This window comes from Streptomyces spirodelae, from assembly GCF_017676385.1.
Taxonomy (GTDB): domain Bacteria; phylum Actinomycetota; class Actinomycetes; order Streptomycetales; family Streptomycetaceae; genus Streptomyces; species Streptomyces spirodelae.
Genome location: NZ_JAFFZN010000037.1, coordinates 1 through 23,797, shown reverse-complemented (window position 1 = coordinate 23,797; position 23,797 = coordinate 1). Strand labels below are relative to the sequence as shown.

The following is a 23,797-nucleotide window of genomic DNA, read 5'->3' as shown; positions in this document are numbered from 1 at the left end:
TCCCCTGCCGGGGCGGGCGGGCCGGTGGGGGCACGCCGGGTGGTTGTGCCGCGACGGGCGCGCGCCGCTGTGCCGGGACGGGCCCGCTCACTGCGAGGGAGCCCGGCGTCGCCGAGTGGTCGGCAAGCGCCGGGCTCCCCTGCGTCCCTGGGCTCGTCGGCAAGGCCGGCGAATGGTTCAGGTCAGCGGCAGGCGGTACCGCTTGCCGTCCAGGGGCTCGACCAGACCGTCGGCCACCAGCCCGTCCAGCGCCCGTGCGCGCTGGACGGGCTCGTGCCAGACGCGGTCGAGGTCGGACTGGGGGACCGGCTCCTTGGCGGCGCGCAGCACGGCCAGCAGCCGTCCGCGCACCTGCCGGTCGGTGCCCGCATACGCCTGGGTACGCCGCGCCGGCCCCTGGTGCTCGGGGGCGCCCGCCCGCTGCCAGGCGCACTGCGCAGCGATCGGGCACCGTCCGCACTGGGGATTGCGCGCGGTGCACACCAGTGCGCCCAGCTCCATGGTGGCAGCCGCCCACCGAGAGGCGGTCTGGTCGTCCTCGGGCAACAGCGCCCGGGCGAGCTTGCGTTCGGCCGCCGTGGTGGCGTTGGGCGGGTACTGCCGGCCGCTGACGGCGCGCGCGAAGACCCGGCGCACATTGGTGTCGAGCACCGCGTGCCGCCTGCCGTAGGCGAACGACACCACGGCGGCGGCCGTGTACTCGCCGACGCCCGGCAGCGCCAGCAACTGGGCGTGCTCGACGGGCACCTCGCCGCCGTGCCGTTCCGCTATGGCCTTGGCGGCTCCGTGCAGCCGCAGGGCGCGGCGCGGGTAGCCGAGCCGGCCCCAGGCACGTACGGCTTCGCCGGGCGCCTCGGCAGCCAGGTCGGCGGGGCGCGGCCAGCGCTTCATCCACTCCTCGTACACCGGAAGTACCCGGTTGACGGGGGTCTGTTGGAGCATGAACTCGCTGACCATGACGCCCCACGCGCCCGCTTCCGGGCGGCGCCAGGGAAGGTCGCGGGCGTGTGTGGCGAACCAGTCGACGACGGGGGCATGGAGGGCGCGCGCCGTCTCGCGCAGGGCGGGGTCGACGGCTTCGGTTTCCGCGGCGCGCGCATGCGGGGCGCCGGCCGAAGCGGCTTGGGGAGTCTCGGTGGTCGCAGTCATGGCACGACCGATCCTGGCACGGCGCTCCTCATCCGAAAAACGCACACGCGGTACGAAAGCCTGTCCGCTGCTTCCGCCCCGCATCCGTGAGATAGGTCCCGTGCCGGTACATACCGTGTGGACAGCGTGTTTGTCGCGTAAGGCGGTCAACCTCAGGAATCGCTGAAGTGCCACCAAAGCGGTATGGACCGGGACCGATCACTCCACCACGCTCCGCACTTTGCCGCTCATCACAACAATTGGTGCTCCGAGCGGTGGGTGCGGTCCTGTGGTGTGGCTGATGTCTCGTAAGGTTTCCGCGTGGGATCTCTGCGCAATCCGATCGGGCCGCTTCCCTCCTCCATCTACTGGCGCCGGAGGGCAGTTGCCCTTGCTGTCCTCGCGCTGCTGGTCCTGATCGTCGTCTGGGCAGTGACCTCGCTCGGCGGTGGCGACGGAGCCGGCAACGAGGGCAAGGGCGGCGAAGGGGGCAACGGGCCCGCCAGCACGATCACTCCGGGCCCCACCGGTTCAGGACCGGCCATCAGCGAACGTCCGGGCGGCCGTGACGAGGAGAACGGCGGCTCCGACGGCTCCGACGGCTCGGGCGGCTCCGGGGGCTCCGACGAGAAGGACCAGTCCTCGGCGGGCGGCACGGGCTGGGGCCCCGGGGACAGCTCAGGGGCAGGCAACGGCGGCGCGGGCTCCCAGGGTTCGGGCTCGGGCGGCACCGGCGGCGGGGGAGCGGCGGGCGTCCCGGCCTCGGCGGACCTGGCCGACTGCCGCCCCGGCGAGGTGAAGGTGGCGCTGCGCAGCGTCGAGAAGGAGTACGGGCCGGGCGAACGGCCGCAGTTCGAGCTGAGGGTCACCAACGAGACGGGCGGCGCCTGCAAGATCGACCTCGGCCGCACCGCGACGATCGTGACGATCAAGAACCCGGAGGACGCCAAGTTCTGGCGCTCCGACGACTGCCCGCCCACCGAGAAGCCGATGCTGCGTCTGGTGCCGGGCCACGGCAGCTCGACCCACACCCTCACCTGGCTCCGCAAGGCCAGCGCGGCCAACTGCGGAACGCCCACCTTCGAGGCGCCCAAGCCGGGCACCTACGAGGTGGAGGTGAAGGTGAAGGGCCTCAAGACGGTCCGCACGTCATTCAAACTGGTGAAGTAGCCGCCGGGCCCGGCAGCCGTCACACGTAGCGTTCGAGGATCGAGGACTCGGCGAGCCGGGAGAGGCCCTCGCGGACCGAGCGGGCCCGGGCCTCGCCGACGCCGTCCACCGCCTGGAGGTCGTCCACGCTCGCCGCGAGGAGCTTCTGCAGGCCGCCGAAGTGGTCGACCAGCCGGTCGATGACGGTGCCCGGCAACCGCGGCACCTTGGCCAGCAGCCGGAAGCCGCGCGGCGAGACGGCCGAGTCGAGGGTCTCCGGGGCGCCGCTGTAGCCCAGCGCCCGTGCCACGGTGGCCAGTTCGAGCAGCTCGGTGTGGGTGAGCCGGTCGAGGTCGTTGAGCGCGTCGGGTACGGCACGCACCCGACGCCCTGCGCCGACCGTCTGCGGTGCGTAGTCGCGGACGACCAGCTCGCGCTCCGGCTCCACGCCCGCGATCAGCTCGTCGAGCTGGAGGGAGAGCAGCCGCCCGTCGGTGCCCAGTTCCACCACGTACTGCTCGATCTCCGTGGCGATCCGGCGCACCATCTCCAGGCGCTGGGCCACGGCCGTCACATCCCGGACGGTGACCAGGTCCTCGATCTCCAGCGCGGAGAGCGTGCCGGCGACCTCGTCCAGGCGCAGCTTGTAGCGCTCCAGGGTCGCCAGTGCCTGGTTGGCGCGGGAGAGGATCGCCGCGGAGTCCTCCAGTACGCGCCGCTGCCCGTCGACGTAGAGGGCGATCAGCCGCATGGACTGGCTGACGGAGACGACCGGATAGCCCGTCTGGATCGAGACCCGCTGTGCTGTCCGGTGCCGGGTGCCGGTCTCCTCCGTCTCGATCGAGGCGTCGGGGACCAGCTGCACACCCGCCCGGACGATCTTGGAGATGTCCTTGTCGAGGATGAGGGCGCCGTCCAGCTTGCACAGCTCGCGCAGCCGGGTGGCGCTGAAGTCCACATCGAGCACGAAGCCACCGGTGCACAGCTGCTCGACACTCTTGTCCATGCCGAGGACGATGAGCCCGCCGGTGTTGCCGCGCAGGACGCGCTCCAGCCCGTCGCGCAGCGCCGTTCCGGGCGCGACCGCGCTCAGTGAGGCGCGCATCAGGCCGGACGCCCCCTCGGCCCTGCCGGGGACCGCTGCCCGGTCGTTGGCTGCCACTGCACTCCTTCGGTCGTGCGGGTGCCTGTCGGCATTTCCTCGGCCGCCGGATTCCACCGCACCCTCGAAGAAGCCGTGCCGGTCCCCCCTCGCGGTGCCGCGCACAGCCCCCCGTGATGCTCGTGGTCGGTCGAGACCGGGGCAAAGTCTACCGGCGCACCGAACCGACCCCTCGCCGCGTCGGCCGGGCCCGCCCCCGCGGACGCCCCGGTCCGTGGGCGCGGCGGCGGCAGGCCGGGTCGCGCGCTGCGTTATGCGGTGGCTGCCGTAGTTATGCGGTGGCTGCCGTACGGGCCGGACGTGCGGGCAGGACACGCAGGGCCTCGCCGATGTCGGCGACCTCCAGCACCCGCATTCCGTCGGGGACGCGGCCCGGGTCGCCGGGCACCAGCGCGTGGGTGAAGCCCAGCCGCGCGGCCTCCGCCAGCCGGCGCTGGACGCCCGTCACCCGGCGCACCTCGCCGGCCAGGCCGACCTCGCCGATCGCCACCAGGTTCTTCGGCAGCGGGGTGTCGCTCGCGGCGCTGGCCAGCGCGAGCGCCACCGCCAGGTCGGCGGCGGGCTCGGAGAGCCGTACGCCGCCGACCGTCGCGCTGTAGATGTCCCGCTTGCCCAGGGCGCTGATCCGGCCGCGCTGCTCCAGCACCGCCAGCATCATCGAGACCCGCGAGTTCTCCAGCCCTGAGGTGGTTCTGCGGGGGGAGGGGATCTGGCTGTCGACGGTGAGCGCCTGCACCTCGGCGACCAGCGGCCGCCGCCCCTCCAACGTCACCGTCAGACAGGTGCCGGGAACCGGCTCGGCGCGGCGGGTCAGAAACAGCCCCGAGGGGTCGGCCAGCCCCGTGATGCCCTCGTCGTGCAGCTCGAAGCAGCCGACCTCGTCCGTGGTCCCGTACCGGTTCTTCACGCCGCGCACCAGGCGCAGCCGCGCGTGCCGGTCCCCCTCGAAGTGCAGCACCACGTCGACCAGGTGCTCCAGCAGCCGCGGCCCTGCGATGGCGCCGTCCTTGGTGACGTGGCCCACCAGCAGCGTGGACATGCCGCGCTCCTTGGAGGCCCGGATCAGCGCGCCGGCCACCTCCCGCACCTGGGCGACGCCGCCGGGCGCCCCGTCGATCTCGGGGGAGGCCACCGTCTGCACCGAGTCCAGCACCAGCAGCGAGGGTTTGACCTCGTCCAGGTGTCCCAGGACGGCCGAAAGGTCGGTCTCGGCGGTCAGATACAGGTGGTCGTCGATCGCGCCGATGCGGTCGGCCCGCAGCCGCACCTGTCCTGCGGACTCCTCGCCGGTGACGTACAGCGTGCGGTGGTCGTCGGAGGCCGCCTTGGCCGCGACGTCCAGCAGCAGCGTCGACTTGCCGACGCCGGGCTCACCGGCCAGCAGCACCACGGCGCCGGGCACCAGGCCGCCGCCCAGCACCCGGTCCAGCTCGGGCACGCCGGTGGCGCGGGCCGTGGCCTGCTTGCCGTCGACCTGCCCGATGGGCAGCGCGGAGACCGAGACCCGGCCGGGCGCCGTGGTACGGACAGCGGGGGCGCCGCCCGCCTCCTCGACGGTGCCCCATGCGTGGCACTCGGGGCACCGCCCGAGCCACTTGGCGGTCTGCCAGCCGCATTCGGTGCAGCGGTAGGTGGGGCGGTCCTTGGCGGACGACTTACGGGCAGCCATGGCGTCACCGTATAGGCGGCCACTGACAAGCGGCCCGTCCCGTCCAGGGCCGTTCGGCCCTGATGGCCGCTGCCAGCCGGTTCCAGCCGGTCCGCGCGCGGTCGGCCGGGTGTCATATGCGCGCCCTTGGCGCGCCCCTTTGTGCCCTTGGTGTCGCCAAACCCATCGGACGTGTCCTGTTTTGACGGCCCCCGTCACCCGAAGGAAGTAATCCCGCGTCGGCGGCCCCGGCAAAGCGCCATCATCCGCCTACCGTCGCCGGGGTGATGACGAGCAGGCGCGAGCACCCGACGAACGCCCCCGGCGCACCCCCAGCGCACCGGGCGGGCAGGACGACGCACCACCACCCCGCGAGCACGGGCGCGCGGTGCGACGACGCGTACCTGGACGGCCTGTTCACCTACTGCCTTTCCGTGATGTGCGAGCACGAATCCGCTCTCGCCGCACTGGGTGAGGCTCTTGCCCTCGCGGACCGCCAACGCGCGCGCGGCCGCGCCCCCGAGGACGAACAGGCCCACCGGCCCTGGCTGTACGCGCTGGCCCGGTGGGCCTGTTCGCGTCGCCTCGCCGACCAGAAGGCCGCACAGTCGGCGCTGGTCGCGCAAGGCGCGTGGGGTACGCCGACCGGCCGGGGTGCGCGGTCCGGGCAGGTGGAGCAGGCCGGTCGGCCCCTGGCCGGTACATGGTCCGCGGCGTCCTCGACCGGCACCTGGCCCCCGGTCGCCCCCGCAGCCCCGGCTGTCCCCGCGTCCCCGACCGCCTCCCCATCCCCGGCTGTCCCCGCACCCCCTGCCGCCTCCCCACCCGTCCCCGCCTCCCCGGCCGCCCAGGGGATCGAGCCGCTGGGCCCTGGCGCCCGTGCCCAGCGGCGCCGGGAGTTGGCCGCGCTCGCCTGGCCGGAGGCCGCCGGGATCTCACCGGAGCAGCGCGAGGCCCTGGAGCTGTCCGTCCGGCACGGGCTGTCCCCCGAGCAGATCGCGGCCGTGCTCTCCCTGACGACCGCAGCGGCGGAGGACCTCCTGCTGAACGCCTCCTGCGAGGTCGAGCGCACCAGGGCGGCGCTGCGGGTGGTCGAGTCGGGCGGCTGCGCCGCCGTCGCCAGGCTCGCCGGTGACGAGCGGCTGCTGCTCGGCACCGCGCTGCGCCGGGAACTGGTGCGGCATGTGGACGAGTGCGCGCAGTGCCGCCGGGCCGCCGAGCACGCCATGGCCGAGGTCTCCTGGCCCGGCACAGCGCCCGCCTCGGCGGCGCTCGCGGTCCTGTCGGCCCCGCGCTCGGCTGTCGAGGCCGCCGTCGCACTGGCGCGCCGGGCGAGAGCCCAGCGCACGCCCCGCTTCGACCGTGCGGGCTTCCCGGTGTGCGAGAACGAGCGGGGGGCCCGCCGGGACCGGCTGCGCGCGCGTGCGCTGACCTCGACGGTCGTCGCGGCCGTGCTGGCGGCGCCGGTGGTCGCGCTGTGGGCTGCCTATCGCGGGGCGCCCGTCACGGGCGAGCCTCAGGCGGACCGTTCCGCCACTGCGCCGGACACGCAGGACGGCGAGGGGTACGGCGGCGCGGGCGGCCCCGGCGGTATGGGCTCGCCGCCGGGGTCCGGGGCGCGCGGCGCCGATCCGGACGACGACGCCGAGGGCCGGGCGGGGGAGGCGGACGGCGAGGCACGGGAGAAACCCTCCCGGGAGCACGGACAGAAACCCCGCGCGCCCCGGCGCGACCCCGCGGCCCCGCCGTCGGTGGACCGCCCGTCGGTGCCGGCGTCCACGCCCGACCCCGCGGCGCCGCCGTCCTCCCCGTTGTCACCGGTCTCCGGCGGGACGCCGACCGGCAGTCCGGACCCCAGCGGCTCCCCGTCGCCGTCCCCCACGCCGACCCAGGACTCGGACCCGCCCCAGGACCCGGGCGATTCCCCGTCCTGAGGGGGCGCCGCCGCCTCCGCTACTGCAGCGTGTCCGACTCGGCACCGCCACAGCCACAACCACTGCCACAGCCGCCGTCACCGCCGCCGTCGCCGACCCCGGCCTCTGCCCGGGCGGCGGCGGCGCGGGCCGTCGCCGGATGTTCGGCCACCAGGGGCAGTTGGCTCGCCATGCGCTGGGCGCACAGCTCGGCGAGCTGGTCGTAGCCGGGCTTGCCCATCAGTTCGATCAGCTCGGCGCGGTACGACTCGTAGACCGGCCGTCCGGCGCCGTGCGCTGACGGCGCCGCGGTGCACCACCAGTGCAGGTCGTGCCCTCCTGAGCCCCAGCCCCGGCGGTCGTACTCGCCGATGGTGACGTAGAGCACCTCCTCGCCGTCCGGCAGCTCCACCCACTCGTAGCTGCGCCGGATCGGTACCTGCCAGCACACGTCCGGCTTGGTCTCCAGCGGCTCGCGGTCCTCGCGCAGCGCGAGGGTGTGCAGTGCGCACCCGGCGCCGCCCGCGAAACCGGCCCGGTTGTTGAAGATGCAGGCGCCCTGCCAGCGCCGCGTCTGGCGCTCGCCCTCCTCGTTGACCTCGGTCCAGCCCAGTGCACCGGTGCCGATGTCGTGGAACTGCCAGGTCTCGGGTGTCAGCCGGGCCACGTGTGAGGCCACGCGCTGCTCGTCGTCCTCGTCGGCGAAGTGGGCACCCAGCGTGCAGCAGCCGTCGGAGGCGCGGCCGGGTGTGATGCCCTGGCAGCCGTTGCCGAACAGGCAGTTCCAGCGGGACGTCAGCCAGGTCAGGTCGCAGCGGAAGACCTGCTCGTCGTCGGCCGGGTCGGGGAACTCCACCCAGGCGCGGGTGTAGTCGAGGCCGACCTCCTCGTCGCGCGCCCGGGGCGCCGGAAGCGCGCCGTGCGCGCCTTCCTGCTTCTTGTGCTTCGCCGCTTCGCTCTCACCCACGCCACCAGCGTACGGGCCGGGCGGTGCGCTGCCCGGACGGCGCTCCATGGGCCGTCTTCCCGTATCGTCGCGGGAAGGTACCCCGCTCGTCGCCGGGAGGTACCCGCAGCGTCGGGCCCGGGAGGAGGCTAGCGTGCTGGGTATGAGACTCGGTGTCCTCGATGTGGGCTCGAACACGGTCCACCTGCTCGTGGTGGACGCGCACCCCGGTGCCCGGCCCCTGCCCGCGTACTCCCACAAGACGACGCTGCGGCTCGCCGAACTTCTGGAGGCGGACGGGTCGATCAGCGCCGAGGGCGTCGAGCGGATCTGCACCACCCTCACCGAGGCGCTTGAGGTCTCCGAGGACAAGGGGGTCGAGGCGCTGCTGCCCTTCGCGACCTCCGCCGTCCGCGAGGCCACCAACGCGGAGCACGTACTGGACCGCATCGCCACCCGGACCGGCGTCAAGCTGGAGGTGCTCTCCGGCGCCGACGAGGCGCGGCTGACGTTCCTGGCCGTACGGCGCTGGTTCGGCTGGTCGGCGGGGAGGCTACTGGTGCTGGACATCGGCGGCGGCTCGCTGGAGATCGCCTACGGACTGGACGAGGATCCGGACGCCGCGGTTTCGCTGCCGCTGGGCGCCGGACGGCTCACCTCCGGGTGGCTGCCGGGCGACCCGCCCGACCAGGCCGATGTCCGCGCCCTGCGGCGGCATGTGCGGGCCGAGATCGCCCGCACGGTGGGCGAGTTCAACCGCTTCAGCCCGCCGGACCATGTGGTGGCGACCTCCAAGACGTTCAAGCAGCTCGCGCGGATGGCGGGCGCCCCCCGGAGCGCGGACGGCCTCTACACCCGCCGGGTGCTGAGCCGGACCTCCCTGGAGGGGTGGGTGCCCAAGCTCGCGGCGATGCCCGTCGAGGAGCGCGCGGCCCTGCCCGGCGTCTCGGAGGGGCGGGCACACCAGCTCCTCGCCGGAGCGCTGGTGGCGGAGGCCGCCATGGACCTGCTCTCCGTCACCGAAGTGGAGATCTGCCCCTGGGCGCTTCGCGAGGGCATAATCCTGCGCCGCCTGGACCGGATGCGCACGGCGTAGCCCCCCGAAGTGCTCAGGAGAGGGCCCGCTCACAGGGGGGCAACCGCTCGCGTCGAGCGAACCGCGCTTAGGGTGGCTGGGTGGGCATCGAAAGCGTGCGGGTCCCCCAGGCGAAGGTCGCGCTGTCGACGGCCTCGGTGTACCCGGAGTCGACGGCCGCGGCCTTCGAGATCGCCGCGCGCCTCGGTTACGACGGCGTCGAGGTCATGGTGTGGACGGACCCGGTCAGCCAGGACGTGGACGCGCTGCGCCGGCTCTCGGACTTCCACGGGGTACCGATCCTCGCCGTACACGCACCGTGTCTGCTCATCACGCAGCGCGTATGGTCCACCGATCCGTGGGCGAAACTGGTGCGTGCCCGCGCTGCCGCCGAGGCGCTGGGCGCCTCCACCGTCGTCGTCCACCCGCCGTTCCGCTGGCAGCGTTCCTACGCGCGCGAGTTCGAACGCGGCGTGTGGCGGATGGCGGACGAGACCGACGTCCGGTTCGCCGTCGAGAACATGTACCCCTGGCGCTACCGCGACCGCGAGATGCTGGCCTACGCCCCGGACTGGGACCCCACCCAGAACGACTACCGGCACTTCACGATCGACCTCTCGCACACGGCGACGGCCCGCAACGACACGCTCGCCATGGTGGAGCGGATGGGCGACCGCCTCGGCCATGTGCACATCGCGGACGGCAACGGCTCGGCCAAGGACGAGCACCTGGTGCCGGGGCGCGGCTCGCAGCCGTGCGCCCAGGTGCTGGAGCGGCTGGCCGCGCTCGGGTTCGACGGGCACGTGGTCGTCGAGGTGAACACGCGGCGTGCCATGTCGGCCGCCGAGCGCGAGGAGGACCTGGCCGAGGCCCTCGCCTACACCCGGCTCCACCTCGCCGCTCCGGGCGGTACCGGAGAGGAGCAGGGCGGCGCCGGAGACGGGAAGGCGACCGGCCATCCCGCCGGCCGGGGGAAAGCATGACCGACACCCCTTCGCACGATCCGGAGCCGGAGCCGAAGCCGAAGCCGAACGCGATGCCGGAGCCGAAGCCGGAACCGGCTCCCGCGCCGCGCAGGCGTGGGCGTCCCGCGCGCGGTGCCGCCGGAGCAGGGCCCGGGGCGCGCGAGCGGATTCTGGCCTCGGCCCGCGGGGAGTTCGCCGAGCATGGCTACGACAAGGTGTCCGTGCGCGCCATCGCCCGCGGCGCCGGGGTGGACGCGGCGCTCGTCCACCACTACTTCGGCACCAAGGAGCAGGTGTTCGTCGCGGCGATCGAGGGCGCGATGGCGCCCGTGCTCGACGTCCCCACCATGGTCGGGACCGTTCCCGAGGGCGCCGTGGGCGAGGCACTCACCCGCCGCTTCCTGGGGTTCTGGGAGGACCCGGCCACGCGCGATCCGGTGCTGGCGATCCTCCGTTCGGCGGTCAGCAACGAGCGGGCGGCGGCCGTCTTCCGCGGACTGCTGACCCGCAATCTGCTGACCCGGGTGGCCGCGCGGATCGAGGGGCCCGACGCCGAGCTGCGGGTGAGCCTGGCCGCGGCCCAGCTGGTGGGCGCGGCCATGCTGCGGCATGTGATCCGGCTGGAGCCGCTGGCCTCGGAGCCGCTGGAGGGCGCCATCGCCCGGCTGGCGCCGGTGGTCCAGCACCACCTCACGGGGCCGGCGGGCGCACAGAACGGTTCCGTCCATCATCCGGACCCCCTGTCCGGATCCTGAGCCCGAGGCGTACCCTCGGTTCTTCTACGTACCGCACGATTCCCCCGTACGGCACGATTCTTCTACGGATACGTACCGCAGCGGCCGCAGGGCCCCACGCCATGGCGGCCGCCCGCACCAAGGGAGGGGCAGCCATGCCCGAGCTGAGGTCCCGCACCGTCACACACGGCCGCAACATGGCAGGGGCACGTGCCCTTATGCAGGCTTCCGGTGTAGCGCGTGAGGACTTCGGCAAGCCGGTGATCGCGGTGGCCAACAGCTTCACCGAGTTCGTGCCGGGCCACACCCACCTCCAGCCGGTGGGCCGGATCGTGTCCGAGGCGGTCAAGGCGGCGGGCGGCATCCCGCGCGAGTTCAACTCGATCGCGGTGGACGACGGCATCGCCATGGGCCACGGCGGCATGCTCTACTCGCTGCCCTCCCGGGACCTGATCGCCGACTCGGTCGAGTACATGGTCGAGGCGCACTGCGCGGACGCGCTGATCTGCATCTCCAACTGCGACAAGATCACGCCCGGGATGCTGATGGCCGCGATGCGGCTCGACATCCCCACCGTGTTCGTCTCCGGCGGCCCCATGGAGGCCGGCCGCGCGACGCTGGTGAACGGCACCGTCCGCAAGCTGGACCTGGTCGACGCGATGTCCGAGGCCGTCAACGACAAGGTCTCCGACGAGGACATCCTCCGTATCGAGGAGAACGCCTGTCCGACCTGCGGCTCCTGCTCGGGCATGTTCACAGCGAACTCCATGAACTGCCTCACCGAGGCCATCGGCCTGGCGCTGCCCGGCAACGGCTCCGTGCTGGCCACCCACACGGCGCGCAAGGCGCTGTACGAGACGGCGGGCCGTACGGTCGTCGAGATCGCCCAGCGCTACTACGACCAGGACGACGCCACCGTCCTGCCGCGCAGCGTCGGCTCCCGTGCCGCCTTCGAGAACGCCATGGCCCTCGACATCGCCATGGGCGGCTCCACCAACACGATCCTGCACCTGCTGGCGGCGGCCCAGGAGGCCGAGCTGGACTTCACGATGGCCGACATCGACCGGCTCTCCCGCAAGCTGCCCTGCCTGGCCAAGGTCGCCCCGAACGTGGCGCCTGGGGGCACGTACTACATGGAGGACGTGCACCGCGCCGGCGGCATCCCAGCCATCCTGGGCGAGCTCTACCGCGGCGGGCTGCTCAACGAGGACGTGCACACCGTGCACGCCGACTCGCTGGACGAGTGGCTCAAGACCTGGGACATCCGCGGCGGCTCCCCGTCCCCCGAGGCCGTCGAGCTCTTCCACGCCGCACCGGGCTGCAAGCGCTCAGCCGAGGCGTTCTCGCAGTCCGAGCGCTGGGAGACGCTGGATGCCGACGCTGCGGGCGGCTGCATCCGCGACGTCGAGCACGCCTACTCGGCCGAGGGTGGGCTGGCGGTGCTGTACGGCAACCTCGCCGAGAACGGCTGCGTGGTGAAGACCGCGGGCGTGGACGAGTCGATCCTGACCTTCACCGGGCCCGCGGTCGTCTGCGAGTCCCAGGAGGACGCCGTCCAGAAGATCCTCGACAAGACGGTCAAGGAGGGCGACGTCGTCGTCATCCGCTACGAGGGCCCCAAGGGCGGTCCGGGGATGCAGGAGATGCTCTACCCCACCTCCTTCCTCAAGGGCCGGGGCCTGGGCAAGACCTGCGCACTGATCACCGATGGCAGGTTCTCCGGCGGTACGTCGGGGCTGTCCATCGGCCACATCTCGCCGGAGGCGGCGGGCGGCGGCACGATCGCGCTGGTGGAGGACGGCGACCCGGTCGTCATCGACATCCCCAACCGGCAGCTGCGCCTCGACGTCCCCGACGAGACGCTGGCCGCCCGCCGTGAGGCACTGGGCGGCCGGTACGCGCCCGCAGCGCGCGAGCGCAAGGTCTCCACCGCGCTGCGCGCCTACGCGGCGATGGCCACCAGCGCCGACCGCGGCGCGGTGCGCGACGTGACGCTGCTGGAACGCTGACAACCGCGCCCCGCCAGGGGCGCGGGGAACTGCGCGACCAGCCCCACTGAACCGCAAGCCCGCAACCGGCAGCCAGGGGCAGACGCTGCCCGGAACCCCGCACGGCCATAATCGAAACGTGCCCCAGCAACCGAAGATCCCCGACGCACCGTCCCCCGAACCGCTCCGTTTCTACGGCACGACCTGGGTCGACCACTCCCAGGGCTACGCACTGCGCCGTGCAGCCCTGGGCACCGGCGCGGTACTGGCGGCGATCGCCGGGGCCTTCGTGCTGCGGTTCGCCTATCAGGGCGTCGTACTGGCCGACATCGGGAGCTGGGCAAGCATCCTGCTGGTCGCCGCGTTCGCCGTGTGCAGCGCGCTGGCGTTCTCCCGCACCCTCACCCACTACGGCCGCCGCCCCACCGAGCGTGAGGAGGCGGCCGAGTCCTCCATGCGCAGCGTCCGGGTCGTCGGCTTCATCGGCGTGCTGCTCGCCTACGCGGTGCGCTCCTGTGTCGAGGCCCCCGGTGAGAAGCTGCACCGCGCCGAGTACGAGGAGGCGCTGGCCCGGCACGAGCGTCAGCGCTCGGCCCGTACCGGCAACCCGGCGGCGCGCAAACGGAAGCGCAAGCGCTGATCCCGCAACCCCCGACACATCCTCCGGGAGGGCCCCTCGGGGCCCTCCCGCAGCCGTCTCAGGGGGAACCCTGAACTGTCCCCGACTAGGGGCTTCTTGGCTCGACACCCCGCCCCGCCACATGTCAGATTCTTCTTACACCCAAGAGAGAGGGGTCGCGGTGAGCGCGATCGAGACCCCGACAGGAGACGAGCTGCTGAAGATCCTGACGGCGCTCGGCAATCCGCACCGGATGCGGATCGTCGCGGCGCTGGCCCAGGGCCGCAACTACGTCAGCAGACTCGCCCGTGAGATCGGCGTGAGCCGCCCCCTGCTGCACATGCACCTCCAGCGGCTGGAGGCGGCCGGCCTCGTCGTCGGGTCGCTGGAGCTGTCGGACAGCGGCAAGGCGATGAAGTTCTTCGAGCTGGCCCCGTTCGCCTACGCGCTGACCCCGCAGGTCGTCGCGGAGGCGGCGGGAACCCTCACCGATCAGGACGAGAACGAGAAGCAGAACGAGAAGCAGGACGAGACCCGGCACAGGAAAGCGAGAACGCAGTGAACGAGCAGCTGACGAACACGGCAGCCGCCGACCCGGCCGGTGTGTGGGCGGCGGCACTCGGAACCGGCGGGCTCTTCGTCCTGCTGATCGTCATCGTCTGGCAGATCGCCGCCACCTGGCGGTCCCGCATGCTGGCCGCCCGAGAACAGCAGTACAAGGCCCTGACCGAGAAGTACGCGCAGCTCTTGGAAGACAACGTCGAACTGCACCGCCGCACCCTGGACGAACTCACCCAGGCCCGGCAGTCCATCGCCTCGATGGAAAAGATGATGCGCGAAATCGAGTAACCGGCCCGCCATCCCGCATCACCGCTCGTACGGCCGGGAGCGGCAACTCCCGGCCGTACACATGAGCGTGAGCAATTCGCGAACCCCTCGCGTCCCACACCCACACCATGGAGGTTACCCATGCCTGCTGGCAGCACGCTGCGCAGCCTGGCCACGGCCCCCGGCGGAAAACGCACCAAATGGCTGGTGCTCGCCGCCTGGCTGATCATCGTCGTGGCGCTCGGACCGCTGGCCGGGAAGCTCGGCGAGGTCGAGGACAGCAGCGCCAACGCCTTCCTGCCCGGCAACGCCGAGTCCGCGAAGGTCAATACGGAGCTGGAGAAGTTCCGCGGCAAGGACGAGATCATTCCGGCCGTCGCCGTCTACTCCCGCGGCGACTCCGCCACCACCAAGGCCGACGCCGCCAAGGCACGCGCCGACCGCGCCGACTTCGCACCGCTGGTGGCCAAGGGGGAGAAGATCAGCGGCCCGATCCCCTCCCGGGACGGCAAGGCACTGATGCTGGTGGTGCCCCTGACCACCGGTGACGACGACATGACCGACGACGTGGAGAAGATCCGCTCGGTCGCGGCGGCCAACGCGCCTCCCGGGCTCGACGTGGAGGTCGGCGGCCCGGCCGGCTCGCTGATCGACAACATCAAGGTCTTCGACAACCTCGACTCCAGGCTGATGCTGGCCACCGGAGCCGTCGTCACGCTGCTGCTCCTGATCACCTACCGCAGCCCGCTGCTGTGGCTCTTCCCCGTGCTGTCGGTCGGCTTCGCCGCCGTCCTCACCCAGGTCACCACCTACGTACTGGCCAAGTACGCCTCGCTGCCCGTCGATCCGCAGAGCGCGGGCATCCTGATGGTGCTCGTCTTCGGCGTCGGCACCGACTACGCGCTGCTGCTCATCGCCCGCTACCGCGAGGAGCTCCACCGCCACCGGGACCGGCACGAGGCCATGCGGCTCGCGCTACGCCGCTCCGGCCCCGCGATCGTCGCCTCGGCCGGCACCATCGCCATCGGACTCGCCTGCCTGGCCTTCGCCGACATCAACTCCTCGCGCTCGCTGGGCCTGGTCGGTGCCGTCGGTGTCGTCTGCGCCCTGCTGGCGATGATCACCGTGCTGCCCGCGCTGCTGGTGGCGGCCGGACGCTGGGTCTTCTGGCCGTTCGTGCCCCGCTACACGGAGACAGCGGCCGCCGCCGAGGGGCAGCCGCGTGCGGCCCGCACCGTCTGGTCCCGTATCGGCGCCCTGATCGCCCGCCGCCCGCGCTGGTCCTGGCTGATGTCCATCGCCGTCACGGCCGTACTGGCGCTGAGCGCGACCGGCATCACGATGGGGCTGACGAACGCGGAGATGTTCCAGGACAAGCCGGAGTCGGTCGTCGCCCAGGAGAAGCTCTCGGCGCACTACCCGTCCGGCTCCTCCGACCCGGCCACCGTCGTCGTACGGACCGAGGCGAGCGCCGCGGCGCAGCGCGCTGCGGCGGGCGTCGACGGAGTGGAGTCCGTACGGGCCGACGACCGAACCTCCGACGGGTCCCTGACCTCCTTGTCCGTCGTCCTGGAGGACGCGCCGGACAGCGAAGCGGCCAAGCACACCATCGACCGGCTGCGCACCGCCGTGCACAAGGTCGACGGCGCCGAGGCGCTGGTGGGCGGTACGACAGCGGAGTCACTGGACACCCGGCGCGCGGCGGAGAGCGACCTGAAGGTCGTCATCCCGATCGTGCTCGCCGTCGTCCTGCTGGTCCTGGTGGCGCTGCTGCGCTCGCTGATCGCCCCGCTGCTGCTGCTCGCGACGGTGGTGCTGTCCTACTTCGGCGCGCTGGGAGCCTCGCACCTGATCTTCGCGCACGTGCTGGACTTCGCCGCGATGGACAACTCCCTCCCGCTGATGGGATTCGTCTTCCTGGTGGCGCTGGGCATCGACTACAACATCTTCCTGATGACCCGGGTCCGCGAGGAGGTCGCCCTGCAGGGCCACAACAAGGGAGTGCTGGCCGGCCTCAGCTCCACCGGCGGTGTGATCACCTCGGCGGGCATCGTGCTGGCCGCCACCTTCGCGGTGATCGCCTCGATGCCGCTGGTCTCGATGGCGCAGCTCGGCGTGCTGGTCGGCATCGGGGTCCTGCTGGACACCTTCCTGGTCCGCACCGTCCTGGTCCCCTCACTGGCCCTGGACCTCGGCACCCGCATCTGGTGGCCGAGCCGCCTGGGCCGCGACGGCACGCAGCCGCAGCCCCAGGCGAAAACGAACGAGTCGGCCCCGGAGACCAAGGAGATGGAACGCGTCTGAACGTGGCAACGCCACCGCCGACTGCCGCAGTTCCCCGTGCCCCGAAGGGGCGCGGGGAACCGCGCGAGCAACCACAAAGGACCGGCAGCCTGCAGCGCCCGGTCAGGGGCTACCCGTGAGCAGCCGACTCACCGCCGGAGGGCTGCCCCAGCGCAGCCAGCGTCAGCACGTTGCCCCCGATGCCCCAGCCGCCGTCGGTGACCTCCTCGACCAGGACCATGGTGTTGGCACGGGCTCGTTCGCCGTAGATCTCGACATACAGCTCGGTGGTCCGGGTGACGAGCTCCTCCTTCTGCTGCTCGTCGAGCGTTCCGGCAGGGACCTTGAAGTTCGCGAAAGGCATGAGTGTCTCTTTCAGATCGGTTGTGGTTGTGACGGGAGCGGGAAAAGTGCTGCCGACGGCTGTCAGACGATGCCGCCGTTGGCGCGGATGACCTGGCCGTTGACCCAGTGCCCGCCCGGTGAGGCGAGGAAGGCCACGAGCTCGGCGATGTCGGCGGGTGTGCCGAGGCGTTCCAGCGGGGGCTGCGCGGCCAGCCGGGCGACGGTCTCCTCGTCCTTGCCGTCGAGGAACAGATCGGTGGCGGTGGGACCGGGCGCGACGGCGTTGACGGTGACATCCCGCCCGCGCAGCTCCCGCGCGAGGATCAACGTGAGGGCTTCGACCGCGCCCTTGCCGCCCGCGTAGGCGCCGTATCCGGGGAAGGCCAGGCCCACCACGGACGAGGAGAAGGTGACCAGCGTCCCGCCCGGACGCGTCCTGCGGGCCGCCTGCTGGGCGACGACGAAGGTGCCCCGCACGTTGGTGCGGAGCACCGCGTCCAGCTCGGACAGGTCCATTTCGGCGACCGGGGCCAGATGCCCCCGGCCGGCCGCGTGTACCACCGCGTCGACGCCGCCGAACGCCGACTCGGCGGCGTCGAACAGCGCTGCGACCTGCTGCTCGTCGCCGACGTCGGCCTGTACGGCCAACGCCCGGCCGCCGCCCGCGGTGATCTCCTTCGCCGCGGTCTCGGCGAGTTCCCGGTTCCCGGCGTAGCCGACCACGACGGCAAAGCCGTCGGCGGCCAGTCGGCCCACCGTCGCGCGGCCGATACCGCGCGAGCCGCCGGTCACGACGGCGACGCGGCCGGCCGTGCCGGGCCGGGAGTCGGGCTGGGACTGCTGCTGGGTGGACATGGCGTCTCCTGCGAACGGTGCTGGGTCGGAAAGTCGGAAAGTGAGAGGGGCGGTGCTGGACGGCGAACAGGAAGCGGAGAGCGGGCAGCCGGAAGTGGGAAGGGATCGCGCGGCCCGGCGCCGCGTCCTGCTCGCCTCTTCAGCCTGGGCCCCGTCACGCGGGCCTGCCAGGGCGCCGATTACCCGGGGGTCGGCGACCCCTGGCTCGGTAAGTCGGCCCGCGTGACGATGGCAGCGTGAATGAATCGGAACTCGCCGCATTTCTCAGATCCCGGCGCGACCGGGTCCGCCCGGCTGATGTGGGCCTGCCCAGCGGCCCCCGGCGCAGGGTGCCAGGGCTGCGGCGTGAGGAGGTCGCGCAGCTGGCCGGGCTGTCCGCCGACTACTACACCGAGCTGGAGCGCGGCCGGGGTGTCCGGCCCTCGGCCCAGGTGCTGGCGGCGCTCGCCCGGGCGCTGCGGTTGCGGGGTGACGAGCGCGACCATCTGTTCCACTTGGCGGAGCGGCCGCTGCCGACGGCCGCTCACGGCACGGCGGCGCATGTCGAGCCGGCTCTGCTCGGCCTGCTGGACCAGCTCACCACCACTCCCGCCCAGATCATCACCGATCTGCACGAGACCCTGGTCCAGAACGACCTGGCCCGCGCGCTCGTCGGACGGGCTCCGGCGGCTCGCGGCCCCGCGGCGAGCCTTGTCCATCGATGGTTCACCGACCCTGACGCGCGGGCGCTCTACCCCGCGGAGGACCACCCGCACCACTCGCGGGTGTTCGTCGCCGATCTGCGCGCCGTGGCGGCCCGGCGCGGTCGCGACGCCGAGGTGGCACGGCTGGTGGGCGGGCTGCGCAGGCGCAGCCCGGAGTTCGCCGCGCTGTGGGACGCACACGACGTGGGTCTGCGGCGGGCCGACCACAAGCGCATCGTGCATCCCACGCTCGGGGTGATCGAGCTGGACTGTCACAGCCTGTTCAGCGAGGACGGGCGGCAGCGCCTGCTGTGGTTCTCCGCGCCGCCCGGCAGCGAAGGCGCTGCCCAACTGGAACTTCTCTCGGTCATCGGCACCCAGGAGCTGACGGCAGGTGCGGATGCGCTTGACGCGCCGGGAGACGGCAGACAATAATTCATCACATGATGAATAAGTCGCCGCGCGCCCCCTCGCGCACCCACGCTGCCGCGGACGCCGCCCCGGCCGCCGCCGTCCACGCCCGCGACCTCACCGTCGTACGCGGCAGCCGCCGGGTGCTCGACAACCTCTCCTTCGACGTCCGACCCGGCACCGTCACCGGTCTCCTCGGCCCCTCGGGCAGCGGCAAATCCACCCTCATCCGCGCCATCGTCGGCACCCAGGCCAAGGTCACCGGCACCCTCGACGTGCTGGGCAGGCCCGCCGGCACCGCGCCGCTGCGCTCCCGGGTCGGCTACGTCACCCAGTCCCCGTCCGTCTACGCCGACCTGACGGCACGGCAGAACCTCGACTACTACGCGGCAGTCCTCGGCATCCCCCACGCCGACCGCGCCGCCGCCGTCGAGCAGGCCCTTACCGACGTCGACCTCACCTCGCACGCCGACGACCTGGCCGGCAACCTCTCCGGCGGCCAGTCGTCCCGTGTCTCCCTCGCCGTCGCGCTGCTGGGCACCCCCGAACTCCTCGTCCTCGACGAGCCCACCGTCGGCCTCGACCCGGTGCTCCGCCGCGACCTGTGGAACCTCTTCCACCGCCTCGCCGCACGCGGCACCACCCTGCTGATCTCCTCGCACGTCATGGACGAGGCCGACCGCTGTGAACACCTGCTCCTGATCAGGGAAGGCACCCTGCTGGCCGCCGACACCCCGCAGGCCCTCCGCGAGAACACCGGCAGCGACACCGTCGAGGACGCCTTCCTCAAGCTCGTCGAGTCCGCACGCGGCGAGGTGTCCCGCGGTGAGTCGTCCAGTGACGGGTCCGCGCGCAGCGACCTGGACCGCGCCGAGTCCGCCGACAAGTCCTCCGGAGCCACCTCATGAACGCCGCCCGCACGCTCGCCACCGCACGCCGCGTCCTGCGTCAGCTCGCCCACGACCCCCGGACGATCGCACTGCTGCTGCTCGTGCCCGTACTGCTGCTGGTGCTGCTCTACTACGTCTTCGACGCGGACCGCCGCTCCTTCGACAGCATCGGCGCCTCGCTGCTGGGCATCTTCCCGCTGGTGACGATGTTCCTGGTCACCTCCATCGCCACGCTGCGCGAACGCACCTCGGGCACGCTGGAGCGGCTGCTGTCCATGCCGCTGGGCAAGGCCGACCTGATCGTCGGCTACGCACTGGCTTTCGGTGTGCTCGCCGTCGTCCAGGCATCCGTCGCCACCGGCGTCGCGGTCTGGTTCCTCGACCTCGACATCGCGGGCTCGCCCTGGCTGCTGCTGTTCATCGCGCTGCTCGACGCCCTGCTGGGCACGGCACTGGGGCTCTTCGTCTCCGCGTTCGCCGCCTCCGAGTTCCAGGTGGTCCAGTTCATGCCCGCCATCGTCTTCCCGCAGATCCTGCTGTGCGGCCTGTTCGCCCCGCGCGGCAGCATGCAGCCGGCCCTCGAGGCGGTCTCCAATGTGCTGCCCATGTCCTACGCGGTCGACGGCATGACGGAGGTCCTCAAGCACCCGGACGCCACCGGGGACTTCGTCCGGGACGCGGTGATCGTCGCGGGCAGCGCCCTCCTCGTCCTCTTCCTCGGGGCCGCCACCCTCCGCCGCCGTACGGCCTGAGCACGTCCGCGCTTGGGGCTCGCGTCAGCGGTGGGGACCCCCGTCCGCGCTGTGGAACGAGGCGCGGTCCGGCGGCGGGCCGGTGGGAGGATGGATGCGGTGTCCGCGATCGCGGGCAGGCGGCCACACGGCGTCCGACGCGCAACAACGCACGAGGTGAAGCACCCCATGACCACCCAGAAAGTCGCGGTCCTCGGCACCGGCAAGATCGGGGAGGCGCTGCTCTCCGGCATGCTGCGAGGCGGCTGGTCGCCCTCCCGCCTCCTGGCCACCAGCCGCCGCCCCGAGCGCGCCGCCGAACTGCGCGAGCGCTACGGTGTGGAGACCGTCGGCAACGCGGAGGCCGCCAAGACCGCCGACACCCTCATCCTCACCCCCAAGCCGCAGGACATGGGCGCGCTGCTGGACGAGCTAGCCCCGCATGTGCCCGCCGACCGCCTGGTGATCAGCGGCGCCGCCGGCATCACCACCCGCTACCTCGAACAGCGCCTCGCCCAGGGCACCCCCGTCATCCGCGTCATGACCAACACTCCTGCGCTGGTCGACGAGGCGATGTCCGTCATCTCGCCGGGCACCCACACCACCGAGGACCACCTGAAACTCGCCGACGAGATCTTCGGCGGCGTCGGTAAGACCCTCCGCCTCCCCGAGGGCCAGCAGGACGCGGCCACCGCGCTCTCCGGCTCCGGCCCCGCCTACTTCTTCTTCCTGGTCGAGGCCATGACCGACGCGGGCATCCAGCTCGGCCTCCCGCGCGACAAGGCCCACGAACTGATCGTCCAGGCCGCCGTCGGCGCCGCCACCATGCTCCGCGACAGCGGCGAACACCCCGTCACCCTCCGCGAGAACGTCACCTCGCCGGGCGGTACGACGATCAACGCCATCCGCGAACTGGAGAACCACCGCGTCCGTGCCGCCTTCATCGACGCCATCGAGGCGGCACGCGACCGCAGCCGCGAACTGGGGAGCTGACGGCCAGCCGAGGAGGAGCGCCCGGGCGCGCCTGGCCGCCCCCGGGTACCTCCCGGTGCCCCCAGGCGCCCCTGGCACACCCCTCATTGCCGGGCCCGCGATCCCCGCACCCCCTCGTGCACCAGCGTGATCGTGAACGCCAGGGCCAGCCCGAGCGCCACCCCGTACAGCGGCGTCTCCTCGAAGGCCGCACCGCCGACATACCCCAGACAGGCCGAATAGACCGCCCAGCTCACCACGGCCACGGCGTCGAACCGGGTGAACGACCGGCGCGGAAACCCGGTCGCCCCGGTGGTGAGCGTGGCCGCCGTCCGGCCGCCGGGGATGTAGCGCGCCGCCACCAGCACCAGCCCGCCCCGCTCGGCCAGCATCCGCCCCACCCGCTCATGGACCCGCCGCCCCCGGCCCCCCTCTCGCAGCCGCGCCTGGATACGCGCCCCGAAGCGCCGTCCGATCGCGTACGAGACGTGGTCCCCGACGAAAGCACCGAGCGCCGCCACCACGATCACCAGCGGCAACGCGGGTTCGCCCTGCGCGGCGGCGAACACCCCCAGGGTGATCACCAGCGTCTCGCTCGGCACCACGGGGAAGAATCCATCCAGCATCGCGATCGCGAACAGCGCCACATACACCCATGGCGTACTGACGAACCCCTCGACCGCGTGCACCATCGCCTCGTTCATTCTCCGGAACGTACGGAGCGCACCAGCCGCCCAGCAGCCCACGATCGTCGTCGGCCACCCTCCACTTTCGACAGATGTCCGGCTCGGCCCTGCCGCGTACGGTGACCAGCGTGAACTCCCTCGCACCCGCTCGCCGACTCCCGGCCCGGCTCCGCGAGTACCTGCGCCGTCGGCGGGTCCGCGAGGTGCTGGCCGACCTGGCCCTCTGGCTGTTCATGGCGTATCCCCTCCCCACCCTCGGCGAAGACCCGCTCTGGCTCCGGGTGCTGGCCGCGCCCCTGCTCGCCGTCGCCGCGCCGCTGAGCCGCCGGGCCCCGCTGGCAGCCGCAGCCGTCCCGGCCGTCCTCGGCCTCATCGCCACCCCCGAGCTGTTCACCAGCACCTTCAGCCCCGCCCTGGTCGCCCTCAGCTTCCTGCTGGGCCGCCGCACCCAGGACGCACGCGCCTCGCTCCTCGCGGCGGCCGCACTCTGCGCTGCGGGGCTCGTACTCGCCCTGACCCTGCCGGGCGCCGGCCTGTGGGACTGGTTCACCCTCGTGACCACCGTCCTGTTCGCGGCCGTCCTCCCCTGGCTGTTGGGCCGCTTCCGCCGCCAGCAGTACGCGCTCCAGAGCACCGGCTGGGAGCTGGCCGCCCGCATGGAGCGCGAACAGCAGCTGGTGGCCGAACGCACCCGGCTGCGTGAGCGCTCCCGTATCGCGAGCGACATGCACGACTCCCTCGGCCACGACCTCAGCCTCATAGCCGTACGCGCCGCCGCTCTCCAGGTGTCACCGGGCGTGGACGAGGCGGCCCGCGCCTCCGCTGCGGAGCTCCGCCAGGCCGCAGCCGACGCCACCGAGAGCCTCCGCCAGATCATCGGCCTGCTCCAGCAGGACACCAGCGACACCGCGCGGCTCCGCGGCACCGAGACCGTCCCCGACCTGGTGGCCCGCACTGCCGCCTCCGGTGTACGCATCACCCTCCGGCAGCACGGAACGGAGGAGGCGGACTGGGCCGGTCTCCCGCCACTCGTCGCCCGGGCCGCCTATCGCGTCGTCCAGGAAGCCGTCACCAACGCGACCAAGCACGCTCCCGGCTCCGCCATCACCGTCGGACTACGGCGGGGCTCGGCCGCGCTGGAAGTGACGGTCCACAACGGCGTCGGAACAAGTGGGGCTCCGCCCACCCCGGGGGTCGGCTCCGGCACAGGACTGATCAGCCTGGACGAACGCGTACGCCAGGCCGGCGGTACCTTCCGGGCCCACGCCTCCGACGACGCCTTCGAAATCCGGGCCCGCCTCCCCCTCACCCACGTCACCGCGGACCCCCACCCGCCGGACCCGCCGGCCACCGGACGGTCACGCTCCACCGAAGAGCTGGCCCAGGCCCGGCAACGCGTACGCCGAGGACTGGCGAACGCCCTGTGGATACCGGCCGCCGCCACTGCCGTCCTGGCCGTGCTGATGTACGGCTTCCAGCTCTACACCTCCCACGAGTCCGTCCTGCCCCAGCACACGTACGAGGACCTGCGCGTCGGGGAGGCGAAGACCTCGGTGACCCCGCGACTCCCGTCCTACGAGTTCGACGAGGAAAGCCGCCCGAGCGGTGCCCCCCCGGACCCCGACCACACGAACGAGTGCCGCTTCTACCGCACGGGCACCTTCTCCAACTCGCCCCTGTACCGCCTTTGCTTCGCGGACGGCCGCCTCGCCCACAAGGACCGGATCACCCTGGACAGGGACGAGCGTTGACGGAGCCGAGGCCCACAGTTGACACGCCCGCCGTC

General features: G+C 72.5%; 22 protein-coding genes. 15 read left to right on the top strand and 7 right to left on the bottom strand.

What is annotated here, in order from left to right; genetic code table 11:
* Nucleotides 1–177: 177 nt before the first annotated feature.
* Nucleotides 178–1,149 (bottom strand): iron-sulfur binding domain-containing protein, encoded by a 972-nt coding sequence (locus tag JW592_RS29540; protein ID WP_209268318.1) that lies wholly within the window; start codon nt 1,147–1,149, stop codon nt 178–180.
* A 300-nt stretch (nt 1,150–1,449) separates the two neighbouring features.
* On the opposite strand from JW592_RS29540, the gene JW592_RS29535 reads away from it, so the two are divergent.
* Nucleotides 1,450–2,298 (top strand): hypothetical protein, encoded by an 849-nt coding sequence (locus JW592_RS29535; protein WP_209268317.1) that lies wholly within the window; start codon nt 1,450–1,452, stop codon nt 2,296–2,298.
* 19 nt (nt 2,299–2,317) lie between these two features.
* Here the strand turns inward: JW592_RS29535 and disA are convergent, their stop codons facing one another.
* Complete coding sequence (disA, locus tag JW592_RS29530) at nt 2,318–3,439, bottom strand: DNA integrity scanning diadenylate cyclase DisA (RefSeq protein ID WP_209243191.1); 1,122 nt, start codon at nt 3,437–3,439, stop codon at nt 2,318–2,320.
* A gap of 271 nt (nt 3,440–3,710) precedes the next feature.
* Nucleotides 3,711–5,108, bottom strand: coding sequence for a DNA repair protein RadA (radA, locus tag JW592_RS29525; RefSeq protein WP_209268316.1), 1,398 nt, complete (start codon nt 5,106–5,108; stop codon nt 3,711–3,713).
* Between the two features lie 266 nt (nt 5,109–5,374).
* Here radA and JW592_RS29520 point away from each other — a divergent pair, with 266 nt between their 5' ends.
* Complete coding sequence (locus tag JW592_RS29520) at nt 5,375–7,021, top strand: RNA polymerase sigma factor (protein ID WP_209268353.1); 1,647 nt, start codon at nt 5,375–5,377, stop codon at nt 7,019–7,021.
* A gap of 19 nt (nt 7,022–7,040) precedes the next feature.
* On the opposite strand, the gene JW592_RS29515 is transcribed toward JW592_RS29520, so the two are convergent.
* Entirely contained in the window at nt 7,041–8,015 is a 975-nt protein-coding gene (locus JW592_RS29515; RefSeq protein WP_372446596.1) for a DUF3109 family protein, read from the bottom strand.
* Nucleotides 8,016–8,109: 94 nt separating this feature from the next.
* On the opposite strand from JW592_RS29515, the gene JW592_RS29510 reads away from it, so the two are divergent.
* From JW592_RS29510 to JW592_RS29475, 8 genes are all read left to right on the top strand, one after another.
* Nucleotides 8,110–9,042, top strand: a complete 933-nt coding sequence (locus JW592_RS29510; protein WP_209268315.1) for a Ppx/GppA family phosphatase — start codon at nt 8,110–8,112, stop codon at nt 9,040–9,042.
* Nucleotides 9,043–9,122: 80 nt separating this feature from the next.
* Entirely contained in the window at nt 9,123–10,004 is an 882-nt protein-coding gene (locus JW592_RS29505; RefSeq protein ID WP_209268314.1) for a sugar phosphate isomerase/epimerase family protein, read from the top strand.
* 53 nt (nt 10,005–10,057) lie between these two features.
* Entirely contained in the window at nt 10,058–10,741 is a 684-nt protein-coding gene (locus JW592_RS29500; RefSeq protein WP_229377072.1) for a TetR/AcrR family transcriptional regulator, read from the top strand.
* A 134-nt stretch (nt 10,742–10,875) separates the two neighbouring features.
* Nucleotides 10,876–12,729 carry a dihydroxy-acid dehydratase gene (ilvD, locus tag JW592_RS29495; RefSeq protein WP_209268312.1) on the top strand — a complete coding sequence of 618 codons (1,854 nt, stop codon included), beginning with the start codon at nt 10,876–10,878 and terminating at the stop codon, nt 12,727–12,729.
* A 118-nt stretch (nt 12,730–12,847) separates the two neighbouring features.
* Nucleotides 12,848–13,348: a hypothetical protein gene (locus JW592_RS29490; RefSeq protein ID WP_209268311.1), complete on the top strand. Its 501-nt coding sequence runs from the start codon at nt 12,848–12,850 to the stop codon at nt 13,346–13,348.
* A gap of 160 nt (nt 13,349–13,508) precedes the next feature.
* Nucleotides 13,509–13,889, top strand: coding sequence for an ArsR/SmtB family transcription factor (locus tag JW592_RS29485; protein ID WP_307805594.1), 381 nt, complete (start codon nt 13,509–13,511; stop codon nt 13,887–13,889).
* The gene (locus tag JW592_RS29480) at nt 13,886–14,176 is read left to right on the top strand and encodes a hypothetical protein (protein WP_209268309.1); all 291 of its coding nucleotides are present in this window, start codon (nt 13,886–13,888) and stop codon (nt 14,174–14,176) included. Before JW592_RS29485 ends, JW592_RS29480 begins: the two co-directional genes overlap by 4 nt.
* A gap of 120 nt (nt 14,177–14,296) precedes the next feature.
* A complete protein-coding gene (locus JW592_RS29475; RefSeq protein ID WP_209268308.1) occupies nt 14,297–16,459 on the top strand; it encodes an MMPL family transporter in 2,163 nt (720 codons plus the stop codon).
* 109 nt (nt 16,460–16,568) lie between these two features.
* On the opposite strand, the gene JW592_RS29470 is transcribed toward JW592_RS29475, so the two are convergent.
* Nucleotides 16,569–16,802 (bottom strand): 4-oxalocrotonate tautomerase family protein, encoded by a 234-nt coding sequence (locus tag JW592_RS29470; RefSeq protein ID WP_209268307.1) that lies wholly within the window; start codon nt 16,800–16,802, stop codon nt 16,569–16,571.
* Nucleotides 16,803–16,864: 62 nt separating this feature from the next.
* A complete protein-coding gene (locus JW592_RS29465; RefSeq protein ID WP_209268306.1) occupies nt 16,865–17,638 on the bottom strand; it encodes an SDR family oxidoreductase in 774 nt (257 codons plus the stop codon).
* A gap of 236 nt (nt 17,639–17,874) precedes the next feature.
* Between JW592_RS29465 and JW592_RS29460 the strand changes: the two genes are divergently transcribed.
* The 4 genes from JW592_RS29460 (at nt 17,875) to proC (ending at nt 21,346) form a co-directional block, all read left to right on the top strand.
* Complete coding sequence (locus JW592_RS29460; protein WP_209268305.1) at nt 17,875–18,756, top strand: helix-turn-helix transcriptional regulator; 882 nt, start codon at nt 17,875–17,877, stop codon at nt 18,754–18,756.
* Between the two features lie 8 nt (nt 18,757–18,764).
* Nucleotides 18,765–19,640 (top strand): ABC transporter ATP-binding protein, encoded by an 876-nt coding sequence (locus JW592_RS29455; protein WP_229377066.1) that lies wholly within the window; start codon nt 18,765–18,767, stop codon nt 19,638–19,640.
* Nucleotides 19,637–20,374, top strand: a complete 738-nt coding sequence (locus JW592_RS29450; protein ID WP_209268304.1) for an ABC transporter permease — start codon at nt 19,637–19,639, stop codon at nt 20,372–20,374. Before JW592_RS29455 ends, JW592_RS29450 begins: the two co-directional genes overlap by 4 nt.
* Nucleotides 20,375–20,542: 168 nt before the next feature.
* Complete coding sequence (proC, locus tag JW592_RS29445; protein ID WP_209268303.1) at nt 20,543–21,346, top strand: pyrroline-5-carboxylate reductase; 804 nt, start codon at nt 20,543–20,545, stop codon at nt 21,344–21,346.
* A gap of 83 nt (nt 21,347–21,429) precedes the next feature.
* Here proC and JW592_RS29440 read toward each other — a convergent pair whose 3' ends face one another.
* Entirely contained in the window at nt 21,430–22,029 is a 600-nt protein-coding gene (locus tag JW592_RS29440) for a DedA family protein (RefSeq protein ID WP_209268302.1), read from the bottom strand.
* Between the two features lie 74 nt (nt 22,030–22,103).
* Between JW592_RS29440 and JW592_RS29435 the strand changes: the two genes are divergently transcribed.
* Nucleotides 22,104–23,762 (top strand): sensor histidine kinase, encoded by a 1,659-nt coding sequence (locus tag JW592_RS29435; RefSeq protein WP_209268301.1) that lies wholly within the window; start codon nt 22,104–22,106, stop codon nt 23,760–23,762.
* Nucleotides 23,763–23,797: the final 35 nt, after the last annotated feature.

Excerpts from the sequence above, each read along its gene's own strand:
- JW592_RS29540 (WP_209268318.1), bottom strand. The coding sequence starts at position 1,149 with ATGACTGCGACCACCGAGACTCCCCAAGCCGCTTCGGCCGGCGCCCCG.
- radA (WP_209268316.1), bottom strand. The coding sequence starts at position 5,108 with ATGGCTGCCCGTAAGTCGTCCGCCAAGGACCGCCCCACCTACCGCTGC.
- JW592_RS29520 (WP_209268353.1), top strand. The coding sequence starts at position 5,375 with ATGACGAGCAGGCGCGAGCACCCGACGAACGCCCCCGGCGCACCCCCA.
- JW592_RS29515 (WP_372446596.1), bottom strand. The coding sequence starts at position 8,015 with ATGGAGCGCCGTCCGGGCAGCGCACCGCCCGGCCCGTACGCTGGTGGC.
- JW592_RS29510 (WP_209268315.1), top strand. The coding sequence starts at position 8,110 with ATGAGACTCGGTGTCCTCGATGTGGGCTCGAACACGGTCCACCTGCTC.
- JW592_RS29500 (WP_229377072.1), top strand. The coding sequence starts at position 10,058 with ATGCCGGAGCCGAAGCCGGAACCGGCTCCCGCGCCGCGCAGGCGTGGG.
- ilvD (WP_209268312.1), top strand. The coding sequence starts at position 10,876 with ATGCCCGAGCTGAGGTCCCGCACCGTCACACACGGCCGCAACATGGCA.
- JW592_RS29475 (WP_209268308.1), top strand. The coding sequence starts at position 14,297 with ATGCCTGCTGGCAGCACGCTGCGCAGCCTGGCCACGGCCCCCGGCGGA.
- JW592_RS29470 (WP_209268307.1), bottom strand. The coding sequence starts at position 16,802 with ATGCCTTTCGCGAACTTCAAGGTCCCTGCCGGAACGCTCGACGAGCAG.
- JW592_RS29465 (WP_209268306.1), bottom strand. The coding sequence starts at position 17,638 with ATGTCCACCCAGCAGCAGTCCCAGCCCGACTCCCGGCCCGGCACGGCC.
- JW592_RS29455 (WP_229377066.1), top strand. The coding sequence starts at position 18,765 with ATGATGAATAAGTCGCCGCGCGCCCCCTCGCGCACCCACGCTGCCGCG.
- JW592_RS29450 (WP_209268304.1), top strand. The coding sequence starts at position 19,637 with ATGAACGCCGCCCGCACGCTCGCCACCGCACGCCGCGTCCTGCGTCAG.
- proC (WP_209268303.1), top strand. The coding sequence starts at position 20,543 with ATGACCACCCAGAAAGTCGCGGTCCTCGGCACCGGCAAGATCGGGGAG.
- JW592_RS29440 (WP_209268302.1), bottom strand. The coding sequence starts at position 22,029 with ATGAACGAGGCGATGGTGCACGCGGTCGAGGGGTTCGTCAGTACGCCA.
- JW592_RS29435 (WP_209268301.1), top strand. The coding sequence starts at position 22,104 with ATGTCCGGCTCGGCCCTGCCGCGTACGGTGACCAGCGTGAACTCCCTC.